This is a genomic window from Pseudomonas sp. SAR267 (assembly GCF_052077595.1).
GTDB classification, from domain to species: Bacteria; Pseudomonadota; Gammaproteobacteria; order Pseudomonadales; family Pseudomonadaceae; genus Aquipseudomonas; species Aquipseudomonas vlassakiae.
Map to the genome: position 1 here is coordinate 1,580,152 of NZ_JBQIHU010000001.1, position 24,849 is coordinate 1,605,000.

Here is a 24,849-nt window from a genome sequence, read left to right on the forward strand (position 1 = left end):
CGAGTGGGCGGGCAACATTATGTTCGCCCGCAGGGCGTGCCTACAACTCGATGCGTTCGACCTTGCCCACCAGCAGGATGTACGACAGCGCGCCGCACAGGGCCAGAACGGCGATGTAGGTGATCGCCGGGGCGAAAGAATCGCCGCTGGCGAGGAAGCCGATCACGATCGGGGTGACGATCGCCGACAGGTTGCCGATGAAATTGAACACCCCGCCGGTCAGCCCGAGCAGGCGCGCCGGGGCGAGGGTCGAGACCAGCGACCAGGTGATCGAGGCCAGGCCGTTGCCGAAGAACGCCAGGGCCAGGAAGGCGATCACCAGCGGGGTCGAGTCGACGAAGTTGGCGCCGATGATCGCGGTGGAGATCAGCAGGCCGCTGATGATCGGCAGCTTGCGGGCAAAGCCCACGCTCGACCCGCGGCGAATCAGCCAGTCGGAGAAGAAGCCTGAGCACAGCACGCCGACGAAAGCCGCGAGGAACGGCAGCGATGCCAGCATGCCGGACTTGATGAAGTCCATGCCGCGGTACTTCACCAGGTAGGTCGGGAACCAGGTGAGGAAAAACCACAGCGTCGAGTTCAGGCAGAACTGGCCGAGGTAGATGCCCCACAGCTTGCGCTTGGTCAACACGATGCCGAGGTCGGCCCAGTTGAAACTGGCCTTGGCCTTGGCCTGCTCGTGCTGAATGTCCACCAGCCCACCGCCCTCGCGGATCAGTTCGATCTCGGCTTCGTTGGCGCCCTTGAAATCACGCGGCTCGCGATACACCGCGTACCAGATCACGCCCCAGAGGATACCGACCGCACCAGTGGCAACGAACACCATGTGCCAGCCGAACGCATGCTGCAGCCAGGCCAGCACCGGGGTCAGGAACGCCAGGCCGACAAACTGCCCTGAGGTGTAGAAGCCGATGGCAGTGGCCCGCTCGCGCTCGGGGAACCAGGTGGTGACCACACGGCTGTTGATCGGGTAGGCCGGCGCCTCCAACGCGCCGACCGCCATGCGCAGCACGAACAGCGCGATGAAGCTGGCAGCGAAACCGAGCATCACCGTGGCCAACGACCACAGCACCAGCGCCACGCTGTAGAGAATACGCGGCGGCACCCGGTCGACCAGCCAACCACCAAAGATCTGCGTGGCAGCGTAGGTCCAGCCGAACGCCGAGAAAACCAGGCCGACATGGATCGGGTCAATGCCGAGCTCGCTGGTCAGGGCAGGCGCGGCGATCGACAGGTTGCTGCGGTCCAGGTAGTTGATCACCACTGTGATGAACAGCAGCACCATGATGAAAAAACGCTTGCGGCTGGGCGCCACCAAGGTGGCCTGCCCGGTGAGGGTGTGCGGGAGCATGAGAAGTGCCTCTTGTTATGGTTATTGAGGTCGTTTCAACGCGTTTGCCGAAGCGGTGTCACCACTCGGCGAAACTACCGTCGGCGTGGCGCCACACCGGGTTGCGCCAGCGGTGGCCGACGGCGGCGCGCTCGATGACGTATTCCTCGTTGATCTCGATGCCCAGGCCCGGGCCGTTGGGGATCTTCACCATGCCTTTTTCGTAGTCGAACACACCTGGGTCGCGCACGTAGTCGAGCAGGTCGTTGCTCTCGTTGTAATGGATGCCCAGGCTTTGTTCCTGGATGAAGGCGTTGTAGCAGGCGGCGTCGAGTTGCAGGCAGGCCGCCAGGGCAATCGGGCCCAGTGGGCAGTGCAACGCCAGTGCGACGTCGTAGGCCTCGGCCATGTTGGCGATCTTGCGGGTTTCGGTGATCCCGCCCGCGTGGGAGGCGTCAGGTTGGATGATGTCGACATAGCCTTCGCTGAGCACGCGCTTGAAGTCCCAGCGCGAGAACAGCCGCTCGCCCAGGGCGATCGGCGTGCTGGTCAGCGGCGCCAGCTCTTTCAGCGCTTCGTAGTTTTCGCTGAGCACTGGCTCTTCGATGAACATCAGCTTGTACGGGTCGAGTTCCTTCATCAGCACCTTGGCCATGGGCTTGTGCACGCGGCCATGGAAGTCGACGCCGATGCCGACGTTCGGGCCCACCGCATCGCGCACGGCGGCGACGTTGGCCAGGGCCTGGTCGACCTTGTCGAAGGTGTCCAGAAACTGCAACTCTTCGGTGCCGTTCATCTTCACCGCGGTGAAGCCGCGGGCAACGGCCTCCTTCGCTGCACGGGCGGTGTCGGCTGGGCGGTCGCCGCCGATCCACGAATACACGCGGATCTTGTCGCGCACCTGGCCGCCGAGCAGGTCGCTGACCGACACGCCCAGTGCTTTGCCTTTGATATCCCAGAGGGCCTGGTCGATACCGGCCAGGGCGCTCATGTGGATGGCGCCACCGCGGTAGAAGCCGCCCCGGTAGAGCACGGTCCAGATGTCTTCGATGTTGCGCGGGTCTTTGCCGATGAGGTAGTCGGAAAGCTCTTCGACGGCAGCGGCAACCGTATGGGCGCGCCCCTCGACCACAGGTTCACCCCAGCCGGTCACGCCCTGGTCGGTCTCGACCTTGAGGAAGCACCAGCGTGGCGGAACGATGAAGGTGGTCAGCTTGGTAATTTTCATCTGCTTGTCTCTCTTGTTGGGATGCGGCGCAGGAATGGATCAGTGCAGGGCCTGCCAAGCGGTCACGTAAGCCTTGGCAGAGGCCGCGACCTGTTCAGGCGTCATGCCCGGCTTGTACAAGCCGGAGCCTAGGCCGAAGCCTCTGGCGCCAGCGTCAAAGAACTGCTGCAGGTTGCCTGGCGTGATGCCGCCCACCGGCGCCAGCACGGTGCCGGCGGGCAACACGGCCAGCCAGGCCTTCACCACCGCCGGGCCCATCTGCTCGGCCGGGAACAGCTTGAGTACATCGGCACCTTCGGCCAGGGCGGCGAAAGCCTCGGTCGGCGTGGCGACACCCGGTGCCAGGTACAGGCCCGCCGCCTTGGCAGCCCGTAGCACCTGCGAGTCGCTGTGGGGCATGACGATCAGTTGTCCGCCCGCCTCCTTCACCTGCGCGACCTGCGCCGGCGTCAGCACGGTGCCTGCGCCGATCAGGCAATCGGCGGGTAACGTGTCGCGCAGGATGCGGATGCTCTCGAGGGGCTGTGGGGAATTGAGCGGCACTTCGATGACGCGAAAACCGGCGCCATAGAGGACTTCACCCATCGCCGCGGCTTCATGCGGCTGTATGCCACGCAGGATCGCGATCAGGCCGTTCTGTGCCAGTGCTTGTTCGAGCATGTCGAGCTCCCTTCAGGATCAATGAGTAAGGCCGGCCGCGAGCGCCAGTTGCCAAAGGCCGCGTTCGGTGGCCTGTTCGGCAACGCTCACGTGGCTGAAGCCACACGCCTGCAGGGCACGGCTGTAGCGCATGCAGAGCGGGCCATTGCCGATCAGCAAGATCGCCGGCAAGTGCACGCTGTTGCGTCGCTCGCGTTGCACCTTGGCCAGGGCAGAGAGTTCATGGCCGATCAGCAGGCCGGAGAGGTAATCGGGCTGGGCGCTGGCGCTCAGTTCACCGGTCAAGCCCAGGCTGCGGGCACTGAACACGGTGGACAGCGGGCCGATCTCGCCTTCGGCGGACAGCGATACCTGCACACCGTGGTCGAAAGCCGGTGCATCGAACGCTGCGCCGCGTTGTTGAGTACGACCGAGGATGCTGTGCTCACTGAGCACGGCAAACACTTCGCCCGTCATGAAGGTGTCGAACTGCATGATGCAGCCGTCGGCCACCTGTACCCATTTCGAATGGCTGCCGGGCAGGCCAATCAGCAGGTCATCCGTGGTCACGCTGGGCAGTGCGCCGAGCACCTGAGTCTCTTCACCACGCATGACATTGGGCAGCCGCGAACGCTGGATCACGCCGGGCACGATATGCACATCGACGCCGCGCTGGCTGCGCACCGTTTGCAGGGACGCGCCGAGGCTGGCGACGTTGGCTGGCGTGTCGCGGTAGGCCGCTTCGCGCCAACCCTGGGCGCTGCCGACCATGCCACAGGCAATCACCGGAAGGCCCGGTTGGGCGTCGAGCCAGTCGCCGCAGGCGTCGTCGAAGGCCAGTTCAAAACCGTCGGCACAGGGTTGGCCGTTGATCAGGCGGGGAGCCTTGGGCAGTTGCATGATGCCGCTGGGCAGCGTGCGCACGTCCAGCACCTGGCCGTCGGTGGCGAGTTTGTAAGCACGAAGGGAGGTGGTTCCCCAGTCGAGCGCGATCAATTGCGCCTGCATCGCTTCACCTGTTCTGTTTTTTGGCAGTGAGTGAGGGCGACTATAAACCTGGAGGGACGAAAATTCCAATATGTAGAATTGAATCCCACATATAGGGATTTTTTTGATTCAAGAATCTGTGAGGCCATTCGCAGGCACGCCCGCTCCCACAGGGATCTGCTTTGCCATCAAGGGCGATGCAGTACCTGTGGGAGCGGGTGTGCCCGCGAATCGACCTGGAAAAGGCAGTTACTCAGGCAAGGCAAACGCCATCACATAGTCCCCTTGCCTGGTGCCCAGCGAGCCATGCCCGCCGGCCATCACCAGCACATACTGGCGCCCGTCCTTGCCGGTATAGGTCATCGGCGTGGTCTGCGCCCCTGCCGGCAACCGCCCTTCCCAGAGCACCTTGCCGTCGCGTACGTCATAGGCACGCAGGTACTGGTCGAGGGTACCGCTGAGGAACGCCAGGCCGCTGGCGGTGGTGAAGGCACCACCCAGGCTCGGTACGCCCATGGTCAGCGGGATCGGTACTGGCGAGCTGTCCCGCACAGTGCCGTTCTTGTGCTTCCAGATCACCTTGTGCGTGGTCAGGTCCACGGCCGCCACATAGCCCCAGGACGGTGCCTGGCACGGCAGCCCCATCGGCGACAGGAAGGCGCTCATGATCACGCCATAAGGTGCGCCCTTGTTCGGCTGGATGCCTTCGGTCTCGCTCTTGCGCGCCGGCTGCCCGGCGATCTTGGACGCTGGCACCAGCTGTGACTTGAACGCCATGTAGCTGGGGTTGACGAAGGCGATCTGGCGCACCGGGTCGACCGAAATGCCACCCCAGTCGAACACCCCGAAGTTGCCCGGATAAACCAGCGAGCCCTGCAGCGACGGCGGGGTGTAGATGCCTTCATAGCGCAGCGATCGGAAGTCGATGCGGCAGAGCATCTGGTCGAACGGCGTCACGCCCCACATGTCGCGCTCGTGCAGGGTCGGCGGCATGAAGTTGAGTTCGGACATCGGCTGGGTCGGCGAGGTGTGATCGCCTTCTACCGCACCTTGCGGCACCGGCGTCTCGTGGATAGGCACCAGCGGCTGGCCGTTGCTGCGGTCGAGCACATAGATGCTGCCTTGCTTGGTCGAGGCCATCACCGCAGGCTTCATGCCGTCGGCAGTCTTGATATCGATCAGGCTAGGCTGGCCGCCGACGTCCATGTCCCACAGGTCATGATGGGTGAACTGGTAGTTCCAGCGCACCTTGCCGGTGGCAATGTCCAGGGCCACCAGGCCGGCACTGAACTTCTCGGCTTCGGGCGTGCGGTTGCCACCCCACTGGTCAGGCATCTGGTTGCCCATGGGCAGGTACAGCAGGCCGAGTTTTTCATCGGCGCTGATCACCGACCACACGTTCGGTGAGTTACGGGTGTAGAACTGGCCATCGGCGATCGGCGTAGTAGCTTCGGGGTTGCCGCTGTCCCAGTTCCACACCAGCTTGCCGGTGACTGCGTCATAGGCGCGGACTACCCCAGACGGCTCGTCGGTGGAGACGTTGTCGGTGACGTGGCCGCCGAGGATCAGCAGGCCGCCGGCCACGGTGGGTGGCGAGGTGGAGTAGTAACCGCCGGGGGCGAAGATACCGATGTTGCGGGTCAGGTCGATCTGGCCGTTGTCGCCAAAGCCCTCGCACTGCTTGCCGGTATCGGCATCCAAGGCAATAAGGCGGGTGTCGGCAGTGGGCACGTAGACACGCTTGGCGCAGGCTTGGCCTTCAGCGGTGCTCGCCTGGGACTTGGCCGTGTCGAAGTAGGCCACGCCACGGCAGGTCATGTGCGCCCAGCCCTTGAAGTTGGCAGCGTTCTGAGTGCTGAGCTTGGGGTCGAAACGCCAGATTTCCTTGCCGCTATCCGGGTCCAGGGCAATCACCTGGCTGTGCGGGGTGCACACGTAGAGCTTGCCGTTGACCTTTAGCGGGGTGTTCTCCGCAGTGGTCTCGCCCGGATCATTAGGGCCGGGAATATCACCGGTCCGGTAGGTCCAGGCCAGCTTGAGCTTGCCGACGTTCTCCGGGGTAATCTGCTTGAGCGGCGAGTAGCGATCACCGAACTCGGTGCGGCCGTAGGATTGCCAGTCACCGTCGGGCATTTGCGGCGCCGCGCTGGTGGTGCCTGCGGTTTCCCGGTCGAGACGGCCGACGACGGTATCGGGATGGGTGAACTGGCTGGCCAGGGCCATCAGCCCCGCCACAACCACGGCCAGGCCCAGCACGCCATTGCCCAAGAGGTAGAGCTGGCCAAGGGTCAGCGGCCTGCGCAGCCAAGGCAACAGCAGGACCAGGCCAAGGACGAACCATAGCGCCAGGCGCGGTACCAGTTGCCACCAGTCCAGACCTACCTCCATCACTGACCACAACGTACTCAGCAGCAGCACGATGCCATAGACGCTCAGCGCCTCGCGGCGCACGGCCAGCAGCAGGCCAGCGGTGATCAGGATGCCGATGCCGGCCAGGAGGTAATACAGCGAGCCGCCGAGGCCCATCAGCTTGATGCCGCCGGCTACCAGGGCCAGGCCCATCAGCAGAAAGAGCACACCTAGCAGCCTGGGCAGCAAGCGTGAGGGTTGCGAAGCACGGGTTGTGCTCATGGGTGAATTCTCCGTTTCCATTGGACTGAATCGATTAGCCCTTCAGCAGCGAAGAATAGTATTACGAAATGATTCTGCGACTAACCATCGCGCCAAAGGGACTCCGTTGCCGCAAATGCAACAATATTCCCCGACGTCATCGTATGACCTTGGCTTTATCTGAACCTTGATCTAGAGCGCTCGCTGGCGAGGTTTCACTTGACTGCGCTAATTCATTGCGATTTTCGACGTTGACAGTGCATTTCCCGCTTGATAAAAAACGCCGCAGTTGTACGACAACACATAACAAAAACAACAGCGGACCCACCCCATGTCGAAAATCTGCCATATCCCCCTTCCCTTTGCGCTACTCGGCGCCAGCCTGCTCGGCGGCATGCCGGGCATCAGCCTCGCCCAGGGCTTCGTCGAAGACAGCAAGGCCGTGTTGGGCCTGCGCAACTTCTACATCAACCGTAACTTCACCAACCCCGGCAACCCACAGAGCAAAGCTGAAGAATGGACCCAAAGCTTCATTCTCGACGCCCGTTCCGGCTTCACCGAGGGGCCGGTGGGGTTTGGCGCGGATGTGCTGGGGCTGTGGTCGCTCAAGCTCGATGGCGGTGGCGGCACCTACGGCACGGCGCTGCTGCCACGCCATGACGACGGCAAGCCGGCGGATGACTACGGGCGTCTGGCAGTAGCAGGCAAAGCGCGTATTTCCAAGACCGAACTGAAGATCGGCGAGTGGATGCCGGTGCTGCCGATTTTGCGCTCTGACGATGGTCGCTCACTGCCGCAGACCTTCCGCGGCGGCCAGGTAACCTCCAGCGAAATTGGCGGGCTGACCCTGTATGGCGGCCAGTTCCGCGGCAACAGCCCGCGCAACGATGCGAGCATGGAAGACATGAGCTACGGCGGCGGCGTATCGGACCGCTTCAACTTTGTCGGTGGCGAATACACGTTCAACCAGAACCGCACCCTGGTCGGGCTATGGAAGGCGGTGCTCAAGGACGTCTACGCGCAGCAATACCTGCAACTGAGCCACAGCCAGCCGCTGGGCGACTGGACCCTCGGCGCCAACCTGGGTTACTTCCGTGGCGGCGAGGACGGCTCGGAACGTGCCGGCAAGCTGGACAACAAGACCTATTCGGGGATGTTCTCGGCCCGCTACGGCGGTAACACCTTCTGGATCGGGCTGCAGAAAGTCGATGGCGATACCTGGATGCGGGTCAATGGCACCAGCGGCGGGACCTTGGCCAACGACAGCTACAACTCCAGCTTCGACAATGCCGAAGAGCGCTCGTGGCAGGTGCGCCATGACTTCAACTTCGTGACGCTCGGGGTGCCCGGGCTGACCTTGATGAACCGCTATATCAGTGGCCGCGACGTGCACACCGGGGCGGTGACCGACGGCAAGGAGTGGGTGCGCGAGTCGGAGCTGGCCTATGTGATCCAGAGCGGGCCGTTCAAGGACCTGAGCGTGAAGTGGCGCAACTCGAGCATTCGTCGCGACTACAGCAACAACGAATTCGATGAGAACCGGTTGATCTTCAACTATCCCCTGTCGTTGCTGTAATGCGGCCCTTGTGGGAGCGGGCGCGCCCGCGAAACAGGCGACGCGGTGGATGGCACCGGCTCTGCCGGTGTTCGCGGGCATGCCCGCTCCCACAGGGCCATGAAAACGCCCAAAAGCAGCATTGACAACCTCGGGAAGCGCTGCCGATAATCAGCCAAGTCATACGACAACTTACAACAATCACAAGTAGAGCCGCCATGACCACCACCCCCTTCAAGCGCCTGCTGCTCACCGGAGCCGCAGGCGGCCTGGGCAAGGTGCTTCGCCAACGCCTCACCGGCTTCGCCGAAGTCCTGCGCCTTTCCGATATCGCGCCGATGGCCCCTGCCACTGGCCCCCATGAAGAAGTTGTCCTTTGCGACTTGGCCGACAAGGCCGCGGTCCATGCCCTGGTCGAAGGCGTCGACGCTATCGTCCACTTCGGGGGCGTGTCCACCGAGCATTCCTTCGAGGACATCCTCGGCCCCAATATCTGCGGCGTGTTCCACATCTACGAAGCCGCACGCAAGCACGGGGTCAAGCGCATCATCTTCGCCAGCTCCAACCATGTGATTGGCTTCTATCATCAGGACCAGACGATCGACGCCCATGCCCTGCGCCGCCCCGACAGCTACTACGGGCTGTCCAAGTGCTACGGCGAGGATGTCGCCAGCTTCTACTTCGACCGCTACGGCATCCAGACCGTCAGCATCCGCATCGGCTCCTCGTTCGACGAGCCACAGAACCTACGCATGCTCAGCACCTGGCTGAGCTACGACGACCTCACTCAGCTGATCGAGCGCGGCCTGTTCACCGCCGATGTCGGCCACACCGTGGTCTACGGAGCCTCAGACAACCGCACCGTCTGGTGGGACAACCGCCATGCTGCGCACCTGGGCTACCAACCCAAGGACACCTCGGAAGTGTTCCGCGCCGCAGTTGAGGCCAAACCGGCGCCCGCCGCCGACGACCCGAGCATGGTCTACCAGGGTGGCGCCTTCGTCGCTGCCGGCCCTTTCAGCTGACACCCCCCTGCCAGGAGGCTCCAGCATGCACTGCGAACTGATCGTCGACGCCCGCAATGGCACCGGTGAAAGCCCTGTATGGCACCCCAGCGAACAGGCCCTGTACTGGGTCGATATCCCGGCCCGCCAGTTGCACCGTTGGCAGGACGGCGCCCATCAGGTCTGGCAGGGTGACGAGATGCTCGCCTGCATCGCCCGCACCGAAGGGGGCTGGGTCGCTGGCATGGAAAGCGGCATCTTCCAGCTGCGGGCCCAGGCCGACGGCCGCCTCGACAGCCGCCGGCTCGCCACAGTCGAACACCCGCACCACGGCATGCGCTTCAACGATGGCCGCTGTGACCGCCAGGGCCGGTTCTGGGCCGGCAGCATGTTGATGGACATGCAGCAAGGCGCCCACGTCGGCGCGCTGTACCGGCTCGATGGCGAGGGCCGGTTGCACCAGCAGCTCAAGGACATGATCGTGCCCAACGGCCTGGCCTTCAGCCCGGACGGCACGCGCATGTACCTGTCGGACTCGCATCCCAACGTGCAGAAGATCTGGACCTTCGATTACGACACCGACAGCGGCACCCCGCACAACCAGCGGCTGTTCGTCGACATGCGCGCCTTCCCCGGCCGCCCCGACGGCGCCGCCATCGATGCCGACGGCTGCTACTGGATCTGCGGCAACGACGCCGGGCAGATCCACCGGTTCACCCCCGACGGGCGGCTCGACCGCTCGCTCAGCGTGCCGGTAAAGAAACCGGCGATGTGCGCCTTCGGCGGGGCCAACCTCGACACCTTGTTCGTCACCTCGATCCGCCCTGCAGGCACTGACCTCAGCGACCAGCCCCTGGCCGGTGGCGTATTTGCCCTGCACCCCGGCGTCCAAGGCCTGGAGGAACCTGCCTGGCGCGGCTGACCGCGGCCCATGCAACACCGCAGCACCCGACACTCGCACGCGAAACCAGATAATAAAAACCACGGAGTTTCACCATGACCTTCAAACGCAAGCTGCTTCTTGCCGTACTCCCATTCGCGTTCAGCCTGTCATTGCCGGCCTCGGCACTCGACATCAAGTTCGCCGAGATCCACCCGGCCGGCTACCCGACCGTGGTCGCCGAACAGAACATGGGCAAGAAGCTCGAACAGGCCAGCAATGGCGAAATCACCTTCAAGATGTTCGCCGGCGGCGTGCTGGGTTCGGAAAAGGAAGTGATCGAGCAGGCGCAGATCGGTGCCGTGCAGATGACCCGCGTCAGCCTCGGTATCGTCGGCCCGGTGGTACCGGACGTGAACGTGTTCAACATGCCGTTCGTGTTCCGTGACCATGAGCACATGCGCAAGATCATCGATGGGGAAATCGGCCAGGAAATCCTCGACAAGATCACCAACTCCGAATTCAACCTGGTGGCCCTGGCCTGGATGGATGGCGGCTCACGCAGCCTCTACACCAAGAAGCCGGTGCGCCGCCTCGAAGACCTCAAGGGCATGAAAATCCGCGTGCAGGGCAACCCGCTGTTCATCGACATGATGAACGCCATGGGTGGCAATGGCATCGCCATGGACACCGGCGAAATCTTCAGCGCGCTGCAGACCGGGGTAATCGACGGCGCCGAGAACAACCCGCCGACCCTGCTCGAACACAACCACTACCAGAGCGCCAAGTACTTCACCCTGACCAATCACCTGATCCTGCCGGAGCCGGTGGTGATGTCCAAGACCACCTGGAACAAGCTCACGCCTGAGCAGCAGGTGCTGGTGAAGAAGGTTGCCCGTGAAGCGCAGATGGAAGAACGCGCACTGTGGGACGCCAAGTCCGCAGCCAGCGAAGAGAAGCTCAAGGCCGCCGGTGTCGAGTTCATCGCCGTCGACACCAAGCCGTTCTACGACGCCACCGCCCCGGTGCGCGAGAAGTACGGTGCGCAATATGCCGACCTGATGAAGCGTATCGACGCGGTCCAGTAACCCCGGCCCTCCTCCCAAGATGACCTCGGCAGTGCGACACCCGTCGCCCTGCCGCTCTGGTGATGCCTATGAAAATGCTTTTCCTGAGCGTCAACGACACGCTGTACCGCACCTGCATCTGGGTCGCCGGCCTGTCGATCCTGACCATGGCGCTGATCATCCCCTGGGGCATCTTTGCCCGCTACGTGCTGGGTACCGGGTCCAGCTGGCCGGAGCCGGTGTCGATCCTGCTGATGGTGCTGTTCACCTTCATCGGCGCCGCCGCCAGCTACCGCGCCGGCGCGCACATGGCGGTGGCGATGATCACTGACCGCCTGCCGGAGCCGCTGCGTCGGCTGGTGGCGGTGTTCACTCAACTGTTGATGGTGGGGGTCTGCGTGTTCATGACCTGGTACGGCTACAAGCTGTGCGTCACCACCTGGAACCAGTACATGGCCTCGCTGCCCGGCGTACGGGTGGGCATGAGCTACGCGCCGATCCCGGTCGGCGGCGTGCTGACGCTGATCTTCGTGCTGGAGAAACTTCTGCTGGGCGACCAGAGCCAGCGCAAGGTGGTGCGCTTCGACCTGGTTGAAGAAAACGAGGGGGCGGCGTAAATGGATGCGTTCATTCTGTTGGGTAGCTTCATTGCGCTGATCCTGCTGGGCATGCCGGTGGCCTACGCCCTGGGCCTGTCGGCACTGATCGGCGCCTGGTACATCGACATCCCGCTGCAGGCGATGATGATCCAGGTCGCCAGTGGGGTTAACAAGTTTTCGCTGCTGGCCATTCCGTTCTTCGTGCTGGCCGGTGCGATCATGGCCGAGGGCGGCATGTCGCGGCGCCTGGTAGCGTTCGCCGGGGTGCTGGTGGGCTTCGTGCGCGGCGGGCTTTCGCTGGTGAACATCACCGCGTCGACCTTCTTCGGTGCCATCTCCGGCTCGTCGGTGGCGGATACCGCATCGGTGGGCTCGGTGCTGATCCCGGAAATGGAGCGCAAGGGCTACCCGCGTGAATTCTCCACAGCCGTGACCGTGAGCGGCTCGGTGCAGGCCCTGCTGACGCCGCCGAGCCACAACTCGGTGCTGTACTCGCTGGCTGCTGGGGGGACGGTGTCGATCGCTTCGCTGTTCATGGCCGGGGTGATGCCGGGGCTGCTGCTGAGCGCTGTGATGATGGGCCTGTGCCTGATCTTCGCCAAGAAGCGCAACTACCCCAAGGGCGAGGTGATTCCGCTGCGCCAGGCGCTGAAGATTGCCGGTGAAGCCCTGTGGGGCCTGATGGCCATGGTGATCATCCTTGGCGGCATCCTGTCGGGTGTGTTCACCGCGACCGAATCGGCTGCGGTGGCGGTGGTGTGGTCGTTCTTCGTGACCATGTTCATCTATCGCGACTACAAGTGGCGCGACCTGCCCAAGCTGATGCACCGCACGGTACGCACCATCTCGATCGTGATGATCCTGATCGGCTTCGCCGCAAGCTTCGGCTATGTGATGACCCTGATGCAGATCCCGTCGAAGATCACCACGGCGTTCCTGACCCTGCCGGACAACCGCTACGTGATCCTGATGTGCATCAACTTCATGCTCCTGCTGCTGGGCACGGTGATGGACATGGCACCGCTGATTCTGATCCTCACGCCGATCCTGCTGCCGGTGATTACCGGTATCGGCGTGGACCCGGTGCACTTCGGCATGATCATGCTGGTCAACCTGGGGATCGGTCTGATCACCCCACCGGTGGGTGCGGTGCTGTTCGTCGGGTCAGCGATTGGCAAAGTCAGCATCGAGGCCACGGTGCAGGCGTTGCTGCCGTTCTACCTGGCGCTGTTCCTGGTGCTGATGGCGGTGACCTACATACCGGCCATCTCGCTGTGGCTGCCGAGCGTCGTCCTGTAATCGCAATGGGGGCCGCTTTGCGGCCCATTCGCGGGCACGCCCGCTCCCACAGGGATTGCGTGGTCCCTGTGGGAGCGGGCGTGCCCGCGAATGGGCTGCAAAGCAGCCCCCGGATTTCCCATGCAAACGGATCCTGCACATGGCTGCCCCCTCTTCTGCAACCACCCTCTTCCCGCGCAAACTGGCCATCGCCCTCCTGGCGCTGCTGGCCTGCTCGTTCGCCGGCAACCACATCGCCGCACGCATCGCCTTCGACGACGACACCGGGGTGCTGCTGGCCATTCTCTGCCGCTCGGGCATCACCTTCCTGGTGCTGGCCAGCCTGGTGCTATGGCAACGCCAGCCGCTCGGCCTGCCTGCCGGCACACGGCGCTGGCAGCTGCTGCTGGGCTTGCTGATCGCGACCCAGAGCCTGTGCCTGTATTCGGCGGTGGCACGCATTCCGGTCGCCCTGGCGCTGCTGGTGGGCAACACCTTCCCCATGCTCCTGGCACTGCTGACCTGGGCACTGGGCGGTACCCGCCCGAGCGGGCGCACGCTGCTGTTCATGGGGCTGATCCTGTGTGGCCTGGTGCTGGCGCTGGATGTTCCGGCACGCCTGGCCGACGGTGGCGACGCCAACCCGCACTGGACCTTGGGTGTGGGCCTGGCGTTCTGCGCCGCCTGCGTGTTTGCCTGCGCCCTGTGGATCACCGACCACAAGCTGGCCGCCGTACGCGGCCCGGTGCGCAGCCTGCTGACTTTGCTGATCGTGTTCACCAGCATGCTGGCCGCTGGTATCAGCGGCGTGATGCCTGCCGGCTTGTCGCTGCCGGGCAGCTCCACCGGCTGGGTGGCACTGGCCAGCCTGGTGGTGCTGTATGGCGTGGCCTTCACCTTGCTGTTCGTCTGTGTGCCGAGGCTGAACATGGCGCAGAACGCACCGGTGATGAACGTAGAGCCCATCGCTACCCTGTTGTTGGGCTGGGCGTTGCTCGGCCAGCAACTCAGTGGCTTGCAATTGATTGGCGGTGCCGTAGTGGTGTGCGGCATCGTCCTGCTGACCTATCGGAGGCCCTGATGAGCGTCCCCCTGCTGCACCTGCAAGACCCGCTGACCCGCCTGAGCATCGCCCCTGAGCTGGGCGCCAGCCTGGTCAACTGGCAGGCCAGCGCCACCGGCCAGGCGCTGCTGCGCCCTGCCGACGCGGCCGCCCTGGCTAGCGGCAGCCCGCGGCGCCTGGGCTGCTACCCCTTGGTCCCCTGGTCCAACCGGATCGCCGAGGGCGGCTTCCAGCGCCCCGATGGCTGGCTGGCCCTGGCACCGAACACCGGGCACGATCCCTACCCGATCCACGGCAGTGCCTGGCAGCAGCCCTGGCAGGTGGAGCAGCACAGCGAGCACCACGCCCGCCTGAGCCTCGACAGCACAATACCGTTTGCCTACCGTGCGACACTGGCTGTGCACCTGCATGAGGGCTGCCTTGCCATCGATCTGCAGGCCACGCATCTGGATTCGGCGGCTAGCTGGTATGGCCTCGGGCTGCATCCTTACTTTCCGCGCCATCCTGATACGCGATTGCAGGCGCAGGCGCGCACCGTCTGGCTGGCGGAGAACGGTGCGTTGCCGTCACGGCAAGCCGAGGTACCTGATCACTGGAATTTCGCCCGCGCACGGACACTGCCGGCCACGGCGGTGGATCATGCCTTCAGCGAATGGCCCGGCCACTGCGTGATCGAGCAGCCGGGCGCGGGATATCGGCTGCTATGCAGTGCCAGCGGCGCCGAACATTTTCTGTTGTTCTGCCCGCACGAGCAGCCATTCTTCTGCTTCGAGCCAGTGAGCCACCCGATCAATGCGCATCACTTGCCAGGGCGACCAGGATTGAGAATGTTGCAGCAGGGAGAATCGATGAGCCTGGGATTGAGGATGCACTATCAGCCAATGTGACTGGCTGGGATTGGGGCTGCTTTACAGCCCCAAGACTTCAAGCCTTACGCCAGTGCCTCGGACGAGGTTGCCAACGACTGTGGCGAAGCAGCCCCATTCACCTCGCGTGCGACCTTCCATACCAGCACTGCCGCCACGATATCGAATGCCGCCAGCACCACGAACAGTGGGCTGTAGCCAATTTGCGTAACCAGGATGCCGAACACCAGGGTAAACAGCGCCGCGCCCAGGTAACCACACATCCCGCCCATGCCGGTCGCCGTCGCCACCTGGTCCTTGCTGAACGAATCCGAGGTGATCGAATACAGCGCCCCCGACAAGGTCTGGTGGGCAAAGCCGCCAATGCACAGCAGCAGGATCGCCGTGTACGGGCTTTCGACCAAACCGATACAGGCCGGGCCGATCATGCAGCTGGCGCCGAATACCAGCACCATCTTGCGTGAGGTGAACAGCGACACCTTGAAGTAACGATGGAACATTGGGCTCAGGTAGCCCCCAAGCACGCAGCCGATGTCGGCAGCCAGGAACGGCAGCCAGGCGAACATTGCCACTTCCTTGATGTTCATGTGCCGCTCGGTCATCAGGTACAGCGGGATCCAGGCGTTGAAGGTCTGCCAGGCCGGCTCGGAAAGAATGCGTGCCGAGGCGATCGCGTAGAAGTTGCGGGTCTTGAAGATGCGCTTCCACGCGCCCTTTTCACGCTGCTCGGCTTTGAAGTGGGCTTCCTGGCCGCTGAGAATGTAGTCACGCTCAGCGTCACTCAGGCGCTGCTGATCACGCGGATGCTTGTACAGCAGCATCCACAGCAGGGTCCACAGCACACCGGACGCGCCAACGATGACGAATGCCAGCTGCCAGCCACTGTGCAGGATCGCCCATACCACCAGCGGTGGCGCCAGCAATGCGCCCAAGGACGAGCCGATGTTGAACCAGCCGATGGCGACCGAGCGTTCCTTGGCCGGGAACCATTCGGTGGTGGCCTTGACCCCGGCCGGCAAGCCGGCCGCCTCGGTCATGCCCAGCAACCCGCGCAGGAACGCCATGCTCTGCCAACCGCTGGCCAGGGCGGCCCCCGCACAGGCCAGCGACCAGGCCAAGGCGAAGACGGCAAAGCCCAGTTTGGTGCCGATGAAATCGATGAGCCAGCCAGCAATCGGCTGCATGAGGGCGTAACACATCTGCCAGGTCGCGACGATCTTGGCGTATTGCTCGGTGGTGATGGATAGGTCGGTCATCAGGGTGGGAGCTGCCACCGAGAGGGTGTTGCGGGCGAGGTAGTTGACGACGAGCCCGGCCGTGACAAGGCTGACCATCCACCAACGGATGCCTTTGATCTTCATGGTTCACCTGAATCTTGTTTTTAGAGTGACGGGTGATCTGCCCCATGCGCCGGCAGGGCGAAATGAGACAAATTGTTTCAGGTGAAGAGTGCCATGTCGTAGGTCGTCGTACAACAATAAATATCAATGACGCTATAAATCGAACAGTTGGCAGCGGGCCTCTGATGACCCTGCGTTGTTGTACGATCTCTTTACTCAATCCAGGTGACGGGCTCGCAAATCCTGCGCCAGCATGTCGATGAACGAACGCACCTTGGCTGAGCCGTACTTGCTCTCTCGATGCAAGATATGGATCGGCCAGGGGGCCTCCTCGTAATCGGCAAGAATGACCTTCAGCTTGCCGCTGGCCAGCTCATCGACCACCTGATACGACAACAGCCTGGCAACGCCCAGTCCATCCACTGCCGCAGCGATCGCGCCATCGTTGCTGGTGACTGTCAGCCTCGGCTTCATGCGTACCAGGGTGGGTTCGTCGGCCAGGCCGAAGCGCCAGCCGGCGCGCGGCGAGAGGGTGGTAGTGGCGATCACCGCATGCTCCAGCAAGTCCGACGGGTGCTGCGGCTCGCCCCATCGGGCAAGGTAGTCGGGCGATGCACACAGCATCCGCCGCACCCGGCCCACGCGCAGCGCCTTGAGACCGGAGTCAGGCAGCGGCCCGATGCGCACGGCCACGTCCATGCCCTCCTCGACCATGTTCACCACGCGGTCGAGGAAGTACGCCGACACATCGACCTCGGGGTAGCGCTGCAGGTAGCGCACGATACAAGGCATGACGAACTTCTTGCCGAACAGGATCGGCGCGGTGATCGCCAGTTCACCCTTGGGCGTGGCGTTGATCCCAACCGCAGCTTCGTTGGCTTCATGGATGCTGGCGAGAATGTGCCGGGTGTCTTCCAGGTAACGGCCGCCCGCATCGGTCAGCCGCACGCTGCGGGTGGTGCGCAACAGCAGCTTGACCCCGATCTGCTCTTCGAGGGCGCTGACGGCACGGGTAACGGCGGCCGGCGAGATGTCCAGGCGGCGGGCGGCAGCGGCAAAGCTTTCCAGCTCGCCGACAGCAACGAACACCTTCATCAGGTGGATCTGGTCCATGCACGCTCCTGAGCATCGGGGATGCGGGAGATTATCGGCTGCCTTAAAGCTCAAGCACCAGTGCCTGCGCTGGCACGGCACAACAGATCAGCGCAGTGCCTTCCTCCGGCATCTCGGCAGGGGGATTCGGGTAATGCACCTGCCCACTCACCACCTTGGTCTTGCACGTCCCGCAAGACCCACCCCGGCAACTGAACTCCGGTGACAGCCCGCGCGCCTCGGCCAGCTCCAGCAAGGTCCCAGCCCCCGGTGCCCAACGCGCCTCCTTGGCGGAGCTGGCGAAGTACACAGGTACCGGCTCGCTGGCAGCCGGCGGCTGCTGCAGCGTGGGGCGCTGGTCGTCGCCATGCCGGCGCAGTGTCGATGGCCCGAAGGCTTCGGCATGAATGCGGGCATCCGGCACATGCACGCCGCGCAATCCCTCATACAGATCCTGGGTGAAGCTGGCCGGCCCACACAGGTAGAAGTCGTAATCATCCAGTGCCAGCGCGCCCTTCACCTGCTCGACGCCCAAGCGCCCGACGTGCTCGAAGTCACGCCCTTGCACGGCTTCGGCCTCAGGCTGGCTCAACGAACGATGCACGCTCAAGCCAGGGCCGGCTCGCTGACGCAGTTCGGCCAGTTCCTGCTGGAACGGCAGATCACTCAGGCTGCGGGCACCGTGGAACAAATGGATGCGGCGCGCCTGCCCGTTCGCCAACAGCTCGCGCAGCATGGCGATCAGCGGTGTGATACCCACGCCCGCACCGATCAGCACGACAGGCCTGGTGCTGACGCTGTCCAGGATGAAGCTGCCCATCGGCCGGCGGACTTCCAGCCTGTCCCCTGCCCTGACACGCTCATGCAGAAAGCGCGACGCCGGGCCCTGCGCCTTGACGCTGATCCGCAGGTAGCCATCGGACGGCGCGCAGGACAGGCTGTAGGTGCGAATCAGCGGCGCATCGGCCCCCAGCGGGATACGCACGGGAATATGCTGGCCGGGCGAGAAGATCACCGGCTCATCCGCGGCCAGATAGAACGAGCGTATGTCTCGACTCTCCTGCTCCACCCGCGCCACCCGCCAGGTCAGCCACTGGCGTTGCCGCTCACGCAGCTCAAGCCGCTGCTGCGCCTCGGCCCAGGTGCCGGTCATCAAGCTGGTTGGCGCGTACTCCTCGAAGGCCCAGCGCAAACTCACCGCCGCCCGGCGCAGGACCACCTGCTCGATGTCCAGTGTCCATAACCGCTCGGCGCCTTCGAATACCGTGATCAGCGGGCTGTCGAGTATCACCTCGGTGCGCCCGGTCACTTGCAGCACATCACCACTGCTGAAGTCGACGAACAACAGCCCGGCCACCGGGTTTTCCAGCAGGTTGCCAAGGGTGTTGAAATGCAGGTTGCCGGCATAGTCTGGAATGCTCAGGCGGTTGCCTTCGACCCGAACGAAGCCGGGGCGGCCGCCTCGGTGCGAGACGTCCACCGAACGGTGCCCGTCGGCGTGGTCGATGTAACTGGCGACGAAGAACGTGTCCGCGTTTGCGATCATCTGGGCGGTCGTTGCGTCCAGCCCTCGCGCATCAATCCGCCCTTGTTGCGGTTCATCGACACGGGTGTACTGGCGCAGCTGGATGTACTGCGGGCAATTGCCGAAAGACTGCTCGACCCGCACCTGCAGCGCACCACTTGCACCCTGAGCGATCAGCCCGTTGATGCGGTTACGCCGGCGCGTATGCAATTCGATGCCGAGCAGGCCGATGGCCCCGCCAGCAGCAAGCCCTGGCGCTGCAGGGTCGTCGCTGGCCGGGTGACAGTCGATCAGCAATTGCCGTGGGTCAGGCGAGCTGACGAAGCCTGCCGGGCCTTCGAGCAACGTCGCCCAAGGTTTGCCGCCCTGGTCTACAGCACCGGCAACGATGAATGGCAATTGCTGGTAGAACGCGCGGTGCTGGTCGGGCATGTAGTCGCGGATGACTTTCTGCCCGAACACTTCCATGCGCTCCGAAACACCGACCTGTTCTTGCAGGCGCTTCTCGCCGGCATGCCAGGGCGAAGTGCGATGGCTGGGGAGTTGCTGCATGGCGGCAGTCCTCGTGTGGAGTAGCGGCTCAGATACTGGTCTGCAAGCCAATGGCCGTGCGCGGCATGGCGACAAAGCCAGGCAATGCTTCTATCCGGGCCAGCCAGGCACGCACGTTGGGATAGGGTTCCAGCGAGACATTGCCCTCGGGTGCGTGGGCAATGTAGGAATAGTTGGCGACGTCGGCGATGGTCGGCTCGCTGCCGGCGAGGAACGCCGACTTGGCCAGCTCGGCGTCCATCACCTTGAGCAAGGTGTGTGCTCGCGCAATGACTTCGTCGGTGTTGAACGAAGCGCCGAACACGGTCACCAGGCGGGCGGCTGCGGGGCCGAAGGCCAGCGGCCCGGCTGCAACCGACAACCAGCGCTGCACGCGTGCCGCTTTGACCGGGTCATGGGGTAACCACTTGCCCGCCTTGTCGTAGGTGCTGGCCAGGTACACCAGAATGGCATTGGAATCAGCGATCACGGTGCCGTTGTCATCGATCACCGGTACCTGGCCAAACGGATTGAGGGCGAGGAATTCCGGCTGCTTGTGCGCACCTTTGGCCAGGTCGACGAACACCAGCTCGGTAGGCAGGCCGAGCAGCGACAGCATCAGCTCGATGCGGTGGGCGTGGCCGGACTTGGGGAAGTTGTAAAGTTTGATCATGGGCTGGGCTCCAGGGCCGGCATCGGGGTGATGCCAGGTGGAGCCCATCCTGCACTGATCCGGCGGGCAGCAGAATCAGCGTGAGGAGCAAACCATAATTTCGCCTAGTGGAATAATAGGCCGGTCAGTGCCGCGACTGCTTCTGATAGCGATACAGCCCGCGCGCTGCCTCGACCACGTGCGGCACGCAAGCCTGCAATTCATCGAAACTCATGGCATCGAGCAATTCGAAGTTGTCTTCCAGCCCATGCAGTGAAATCGCCTTGAGCAACTGCTCCTGCTCTGGCGGCAGCTCCCCCCAACCCGCCACCTGCGTGCCGCGCATGTAACCGAAGCACCACTCTTCCATGATGATCGCTGGCCCCTCCTCGGCCTCGCTCTCTTCGAACAACGGCTCGAAGCTTTCGAGGTCCTGCGCCAGTTGCTCGGCGATCTGGTAGGCATAGCGCAGCATCAAGGCGGTGTAGGCCTCTTCATGGGCGGGTTTCTTGAACTTCGGCACCTTGCCGCCAGCGACGGTAGGCAACCATTGCTCGGGCAGCTCGTCGACCGGCGAGCTGGCCAGGGCGGTGAAAAAGCCGTTGAGCTCGGCCAGGTTGAGCACCGAATAGTCGTTGCCGTAGGTGATCAGCAAGTCTTCGAGGCGGGCGAGTTCTTTTTCGCTGAGGGCAGGGAGCATGTGCGGGTATCCTGGGGTGAAGATTTGCCTGCACCCTAGCACATGGGGGATCGGATCTGCAGAAAGCATTCTGCGGCGGTTCGACACCCCGCTGAACCTGCGGCCAAGGGTTGCACAACTTTCGCAAGCTGTGCGGTCCCAGTGGCAGCGGGTTCAGCGGGGCGGCGAACCGCCGCGAATAGGCCCTTAAGCCTTAAACCGCCAGCGCACGCTCACGCAGCTCGCTGTTGAGGATGCGGTCGTTCTCGCTGTAGTCGACCGGGCAGTCGATTACGTGCACGCCAGGGGTCTTGATGCAGTGCTCGAGCAGTGGCAGCAAGGCTTCGGCGCTTTCGACGCGGTGACCATTGGCACCATAGGCTTCGGCGTATTTGACGAAGTCCGGGTTGCCGTAGTCCAGGCCGAAATCGGTGAAGCCCATGTTGGCCTGTTTCCAGCGGATCATGCCGTAGCCATCGTCACGCAGGATCACCACGGTGATGTGCATGCCCAGACGGACTGCGGTTTCCAGCTCCTGGCTGTTCATCATGAAGCCGCCGTCGCCGCACACCGAGATCACCGGGCGGTCCGGGTACACCAGGTGCGAAGCCATGGCCGATGGCAGGCCTGCGCCCATGGTCGCCAGGGCGTTGTCGAGCAGTACGGTGTTCGGCTTGTGCGCCTTGTAGTTACGGGCGAACCAGATCTTGTAGATGCCGTTGTCCAGGGCCACGATGCCTTCGGACGGCAGCACGCGACGGATGTCGGCGACCAGACGCTGCGGGTAGACCGGGAAGCGATTGTCGTCGGCGCCTTCGGCGATCTGCGCCTCGTTCGCTTCACGAATGGCCATCAGACGGGTGAAGTCCCAGTGCGCGGTGTCGTTCAGTGCTTCGCTGATCTGCCACACGGCGTTGGCAATGTCGCCGATCACTTCGACCTGCGGGAAGTACACGGCATCGACTTCGGCGGAGCGGAAGCTGATGTGGATGACTTCGGTGCCACCACGGACCATGAAGAATGGCGGCTTCTCGATCACGTCGTGGCCGATGTTGATGATCAGGTCGGCGGCTTCAATGGCACGGTGGACGAAGTCACCGGACGACAGCGCAGCGTTGCCGAGGAAGCGCGGGTGGCGCTCGTCGACCACACCTTTACCCATCTGGGTGGTGATGAACGGGATACCGGTCTTGTCGATCAACTGCTTGAGGACCTTGGCGGTCATCTTGCGGTTGGCGCCGGCGCCGATCACCAGGATCGGGCTACGGGCCTTGTGCAGTTTCTCTACAGCGGCTTCGATGGCCACGTGCTCGGCCAGCGGGCGACGGTGCAGGCTGCGCGGGATCGGCAGGGCGTCGGTCTGCTCGGCGGCGATGTCTTCCGGCAGCTCCAGGTGCACAGCGCCCGGCTTTTCTTCTTCAGCCAGGCGGAACGCTTCGCGCATACGGGCCGGGATGTTGTCGGCCGAGGCGAACTGGTGAGTGTACTTGGTGATGGGGTCCATCATGCCGCACACATCAATGATCTGGAAGCGGCCCTGCTTGGACTTCTTGATCGGTTTCTGGCCGGTGATCATCATCATCGGCATGCCGCCCAGGTAGGCGTATGCACTGGCGGTTACCAGGTTGGTCGCACCAGGGCCCAGGGTCGACAGGCTGACGCCAGTCTTGCCGGTCAGGCGACCATAGGTGGCAGCCATGAAGCCCGCGGACTGCTCGTGGCGGGTCAGTACCAGCTTGATCTTCGACTTGCGCAGGGATTCCAGCAGGTCGAGGTTTTCCTCACCAGGAATGCCGAACACATACTCGACACCTTCGTTTTCCAGGCATTGCACAACGACATCGGCGGCCTTGGCCATCTTGCTTGTAACCTCAAGTGATCGGACGGAAAGTCCAGAAATGCGCAGCACGGTACGCTGGCATCGCTCGGTTCGGGGGCCAGGATTGCCCCGAACTTAAGTCTTGACGCAGCTTAAGCGCAAACAAGTCACGTTAATTTGCGAGAAATATTGTCGCACCGTACAGACGGCACAGATAGGAGGATACAGACAAAAGACATTTGGCTGCAGCGTCATAGCGCCGCATTGCCGGAGGACGGAAAAGACAAAACCCCTACCTGCATGCGCAGATAGGGGTTTTGCGAAATGAATCTTGACGATGACCTACTCTCACATGGGGAAACCCCACACTACCATCGGCGATGCATCGTTTCACTACTGAGTTCGGGATGGGATCAGGTGGTTCCAATGCTCTATGGTCGTCAAGAAATTCTGTTGCCAGAATGTCTTTTGAACACTCTTGGCTAATTCGGATATGTGAATTTGTGATCTTGCGAACTTTCGGTTCGTGTCATCTTCACCACCGCAATCTGCGCTAGCAAATTGCTTGGGTGTTATATGGTCAAGCCTCACGGGCAATTAGTATTGGTTAGCTCAACGCCTCACAGCGCTTACACACCCAACCTATCAACGTCGTAGTCTTCGACGGCCCTTCAGGGAACTCAAGGTTCCAGTGAGATCTCATCTTGAGGCAAGTTTCCCGCTTAGATGCTTTCAGCGGTTATCTCTTCCGAACATAGCTACCCGGCAATGCCACTGGCGTGACAACCGGAACACCAGAGGTTCGTCCACTCCGGTCCTCTCGTACTAGGAGCAGCCCCTCTCAAATCTCAAACGTCCACGGCAGATAGGGACCGAACTGTCTCACGACGTTCTAAACCCAGCTCGCGTACCACTTTAAATGGCGAACAGCCATACCCTTGGGACCGGCTTCAGCCCCAGGATGTGATGAGCCGACATCGAGGTGCCAAACACCGCCGTCGATATGAACTCTTGGGCGGTATCAGCCTGTTATCCCCGGAGTACCTTTTATCCGTTGAGCGATGGCCCTTCCATACAGAACCACCGGATCACTAAGACCTACTTTCGTACCTGCTCGACGTGTTTGTCTCGCAGTCAAGCGCGCTTTTGCCTTTATACTCTACGACCGATTTCCGACCGGTCTGAGCGCACCTTCGTACTCCTCCGTTACTCTTTGGGAGGAGACCGCCCCAGTCAAACTACCCACCATACACTGTCCTCGATCCGGATAACGGACCTGAGTTAGAACCTCAAAGTTGCCAGGGTGGTATTTCAAGGATGGCTCCATGAGAACTGGCGTCCCCACTTCAAAGCCTCCCACCTATCCTACACAAGCAAATTCAAAGTCCAGTGCAAAGCTATAGTAAAGGTTCACGGGGTCTTTCCGTCTAGCCGCGGATACACTGCATCTTCACAGCGATTTCAATTTCACTGAGTCTCGGGTGGAGACAGCGCCGCCATCGTTACGCCATTCGTGCAGGTCGGAACTTACCCGACAAGGAATTTCGCTACCTTAGGACCGTTATAGTTACGGCCGCCGTTTACCGGGGCTTCGATCAAGAGCTTCGCTTGCGCTAACCCCATCAATTAACCTTCCGGCACCGGGCAGGCGTCACACCCTATACGTCCACTTTCGTGTTTGCAGAGTGCTGTGTTTTTAATAAACAGTCGCAGCGGCCTGGTATCTTCGACCGGCATGGGCTTACGGAGCAAGTCCTTCACCCTCGCCGGCGCACCTTCTCCCGAAGTTACGGTGCCATTTTGCCTAGTTCCTTCACCCGAGTTCTCTCAAGCGCCTTGGTATTCTCTACCTAACCACCTGTGTCGGTTTGGGGTACGGTTCCCAGTTATCTGAAGCTTAGGAGCTTTTCTTGGAAGCATGGCATCAACCACTTCGCGCTCTAATGAGCACTCGTCATCAGCTCTCGGCCTTGAAATCCCGGATTTGCCTAAGATCTCAGCCTACCACCTTAAACTTGGACAACCAACGCCAAGCTGGCCTAGCCTTCTCCGTCCCTCCATCGCAATAACTGGAAGTACAGGAATATTAACCTGTTTTCCATCGA

The 24,849-nt window shown here is 62.6% G+C and carries 19 protein-coding genes and 2 rRNA genes (1 of these 21 only partly in view); 8 read left to right on the forward strand and 13 right to left on the reverse strand.

All coding sequences use genetic code 11. From position 1 onward, the window contains the following. Window positions 1–40: 40 nt before the first annotated feature. The 5 genes from ACTORR_RS07695 to ACTORR_RS07715 all read right to left on the reverse strand — a co-directional run bounded on the left by ACTORR_RS07695 (window position 41) and on the right by ACTORR_RS07715 (window position 6,815). Complete coding sequence (locus ACTORR_RS07695; RefSeq protein WP_313365931.1) at window positions 41–1,351, reverse strand: MFS transporter; 1,311 nt, start codon at window positions 1,349–1,351, stop codon at window positions 41–43. Between the two features lie 58 nt (window positions 1,352–1,409). Next, a complete protein-coding gene (dgoD, locus tag ACTORR_RS07700; protein ID WP_054885586.1) occupies window positions 1,410–2,558 on the reverse strand; it encodes a galactonate dehydratase in 1,149 nt (382 codons plus the stop codon). A gap of 39 nt (window positions 2,559–2,597) precedes the next feature. After that, window positions 2,598–3,218 carry a 2-dehydro-3-deoxy-6-phosphogalactonate aldolase gene (locus ACTORR_RS07705; RefSeq protein WP_054885587.1) on the reverse strand — a complete coding sequence of 207 codons (621 nt, stop codon included), beginning with the start codon at window positions 3,216–3,218 and terminating at the stop codon, window positions 2,598–2,600. Window positions 3,219–3,236: 18 nt separating this feature from the next. Next, window positions 3,237–4,205, reverse strand: coding sequence for a 2-dehydro-3-deoxygalactonokinase (locus ACTORR_RS07710; RefSeq protein ID WP_099815932.1), 969 nt, complete (start codon window positions 4,203–4,205; stop codon window positions 3,237–3,239). Between the two features lie 228 nt (window positions 4,206–4,433). After that, window positions 4,434–6,815 carry a glucose/quinate/shikimate family membrane-bound PQQ-dependent dehydrogenase gene (locus ACTORR_RS07715; RefSeq protein WP_313365499.1) on the reverse strand — a complete coding sequence of 794 codons (2,382 nt, stop codon included), beginning with the start codon at window positions 6,813–6,815 and terminating at the stop codon, window positions 4,434–4,436. 310 nt (window positions 6,816–7,125) lie between these two features. On the opposite strand from ACTORR_RS07715, the gene ACTORR_RS07720 reads away from it, so the two are divergent. From ACTORR_RS07720 to ACTORR_RS07755, 8 genes are all read left to right on the forward strand, one after another. After that, the gene (locus ACTORR_RS07720) at window positions 7,126–8,370 is read left to right on the forward strand and encodes an OprD family porin (RefSeq protein WP_054885590.1); all 1,245 of its coding nucleotides are present in this window, start codon (window positions 7,126–7,128) and stop codon (window positions 8,368–8,370) included. Window positions 8,371–8,567: 197 nt separating this feature from the next. Beyond that, window positions 8,568–9,374: an NAD-dependent epimerase/dehydratase family protein gene (locus ACTORR_RS07725; RefSeq protein WP_099815931.1), complete on the forward strand. Its 807-nt coding sequence runs from the start codon at window positions 8,568–8,570 to the stop codon at window positions 9,372–9,374. Window positions 9,375–9,399: 25 nt separating this feature from the next. Continuing rightward, window positions 9,400–10,275 (forward strand): glucurono-1,5-lactonase, encoded by an 876-nt coding sequence (locus tag ACTORR_RS07730; protein WP_099815930.1) that lies wholly within the window; start codon window positions 9,400–9,402, stop codon window positions 10,273–10,275. Window positions 10,276–10,349: 74 nt separating this feature from the next. Next, window positions 10,350–11,321 (forward strand): TRAP transporter substrate-binding protein, encoded by a 972-nt coding sequence (locus tag ACTORR_RS07735; RefSeq protein WP_054885593.1) that lies wholly within the window; start codon window positions 10,350–10,352, stop codon window positions 11,319–11,321. Between the two features lie 68 nt (window positions 11,322–11,389). Continuing rightward, a complete protein-coding gene (locus ACTORR_RS07740; protein ID WP_099815929.1) occupies window positions 11,390–11,917 on the forward strand; it encodes a TRAP transporter small permease in 528 nt (175 codons plus the stop codon). Next, window positions 11,918–13,198 (forward strand): TRAP transporter large permease, encoded by a 1,281-nt coding sequence (locus ACTORR_RS07745; RefSeq protein WP_441343608.1) that lies wholly within the window; start codon window positions 11,918–11,920, stop codon window positions 13,196–13,198. A 139-nt stretch (window positions 13,199–13,337) separates the two neighbouring features. Beyond that, a complete protein-coding gene (locus ACTORR_RS07750; RefSeq protein ID WP_054885596.1) occupies window positions 13,338–14,258 on the forward strand; it encodes an EamA family transporter in 921 nt (306 codons plus the stop codon). After that, window positions 14,258–15,127, forward strand: a complete 870-nt coding sequence (locus ACTORR_RS07755; protein ID WP_313365576.1) for an aldose 1-epimerase — start codon at window positions 14,258–14,260, stop codon at window positions 15,125–15,127. The genes ACTORR_RS07750 and ACTORR_RS07755 overlap by 1 nt, the downstream gene beginning before the upstream one ends. 44 nt (window positions 15,128–15,171) lie before the next feature. Here the strand turns inward: ACTORR_RS07755 and ACTORR_RS07760 are convergent, their stop codons facing one another. The 8 genes from ACTORR_RS07760 to ACTORR_RS07795 form a co-directional block, all read right to left on the reverse strand. Continuing rightward, window positions 15,172–16,467, reverse strand: a complete 1,296-nt coding sequence (locus ACTORR_RS07760) for an MFS transporter (RefSeq protein ID WP_099815926.1) — start codon at window positions 16,465–16,467, stop codon at window positions 15,172–15,174. Window positions 16,468–16,662: 195 nt separating this feature from the next. Further along, the gene (locus tag ACTORR_RS07765; RefSeq protein ID WP_313365577.1) at window positions 16,663–17,559 is read right to left on the reverse strand and encodes a LysR family transcriptional regulator; all 897 of its coding nucleotides are present in this window, start codon (window positions 17,557–17,559) and stop codon (window positions 16,663–16,665) included. 43 nt (window positions 17,560–17,602) lie between these two features. Beyond that, the gene (locus ACTORR_RS07770; RefSeq protein WP_313365578.1) at window positions 17,603–19,615 is read right to left on the reverse strand and encodes a pyridoxamine 5'-phosphate oxidase family protein; all 2,013 of its coding nucleotides are present in this window, start codon (window positions 19,613–19,615) and stop codon (window positions 17,603–17,605) included. 28 nt (window positions 19,616–19,643) lie between these two features. Further along, on the reverse strand, window positions 19,644–20,267 hold the full coding sequence (locus tag ACTORR_RS07775; RefSeq protein ID WP_054885601.1) for a glutathione S-transferase family protein: 624 nt from the start codon (window positions 20,265–20,267) through the stop codon (window positions 19,644–19,646). Between the two features lie 124 nt (window positions 20,268–20,391). After that, window positions 20,392–20,946, reverse strand: coding sequence for a UPF0149 family protein (locus ACTORR_RS07780; protein ID WP_313365579.1), 555 nt, complete (start codon window positions 20,944–20,946; stop codon window positions 20,392–20,394). A gap of 193 nt (window positions 20,947–21,139) precedes the next feature. After that, entirely contained in the window at window positions 21,140–22,783 is a 1,644-nt protein-coding gene (locus ACTORR_RS07785; RefSeq protein WP_054885603.1) for an acetolactate synthase large subunit, read from the reverse strand. Between the two features lie 290 nt (window positions 22,784–23,073). After that, a 5S ribosomal RNA gene (rrf, locus tag ACTORR_RS07790) occupies window positions 23,074–23,189 on the reverse strand. A gap of 131 nt (window positions 23,190–23,320) precedes the next feature. After that, a 23S ribosomal RNA gene (locus ACTORR_RS07795) occupies window positions 23,321–24,849 on the reverse strand; it runs 1,364 nt beyond the window's last position.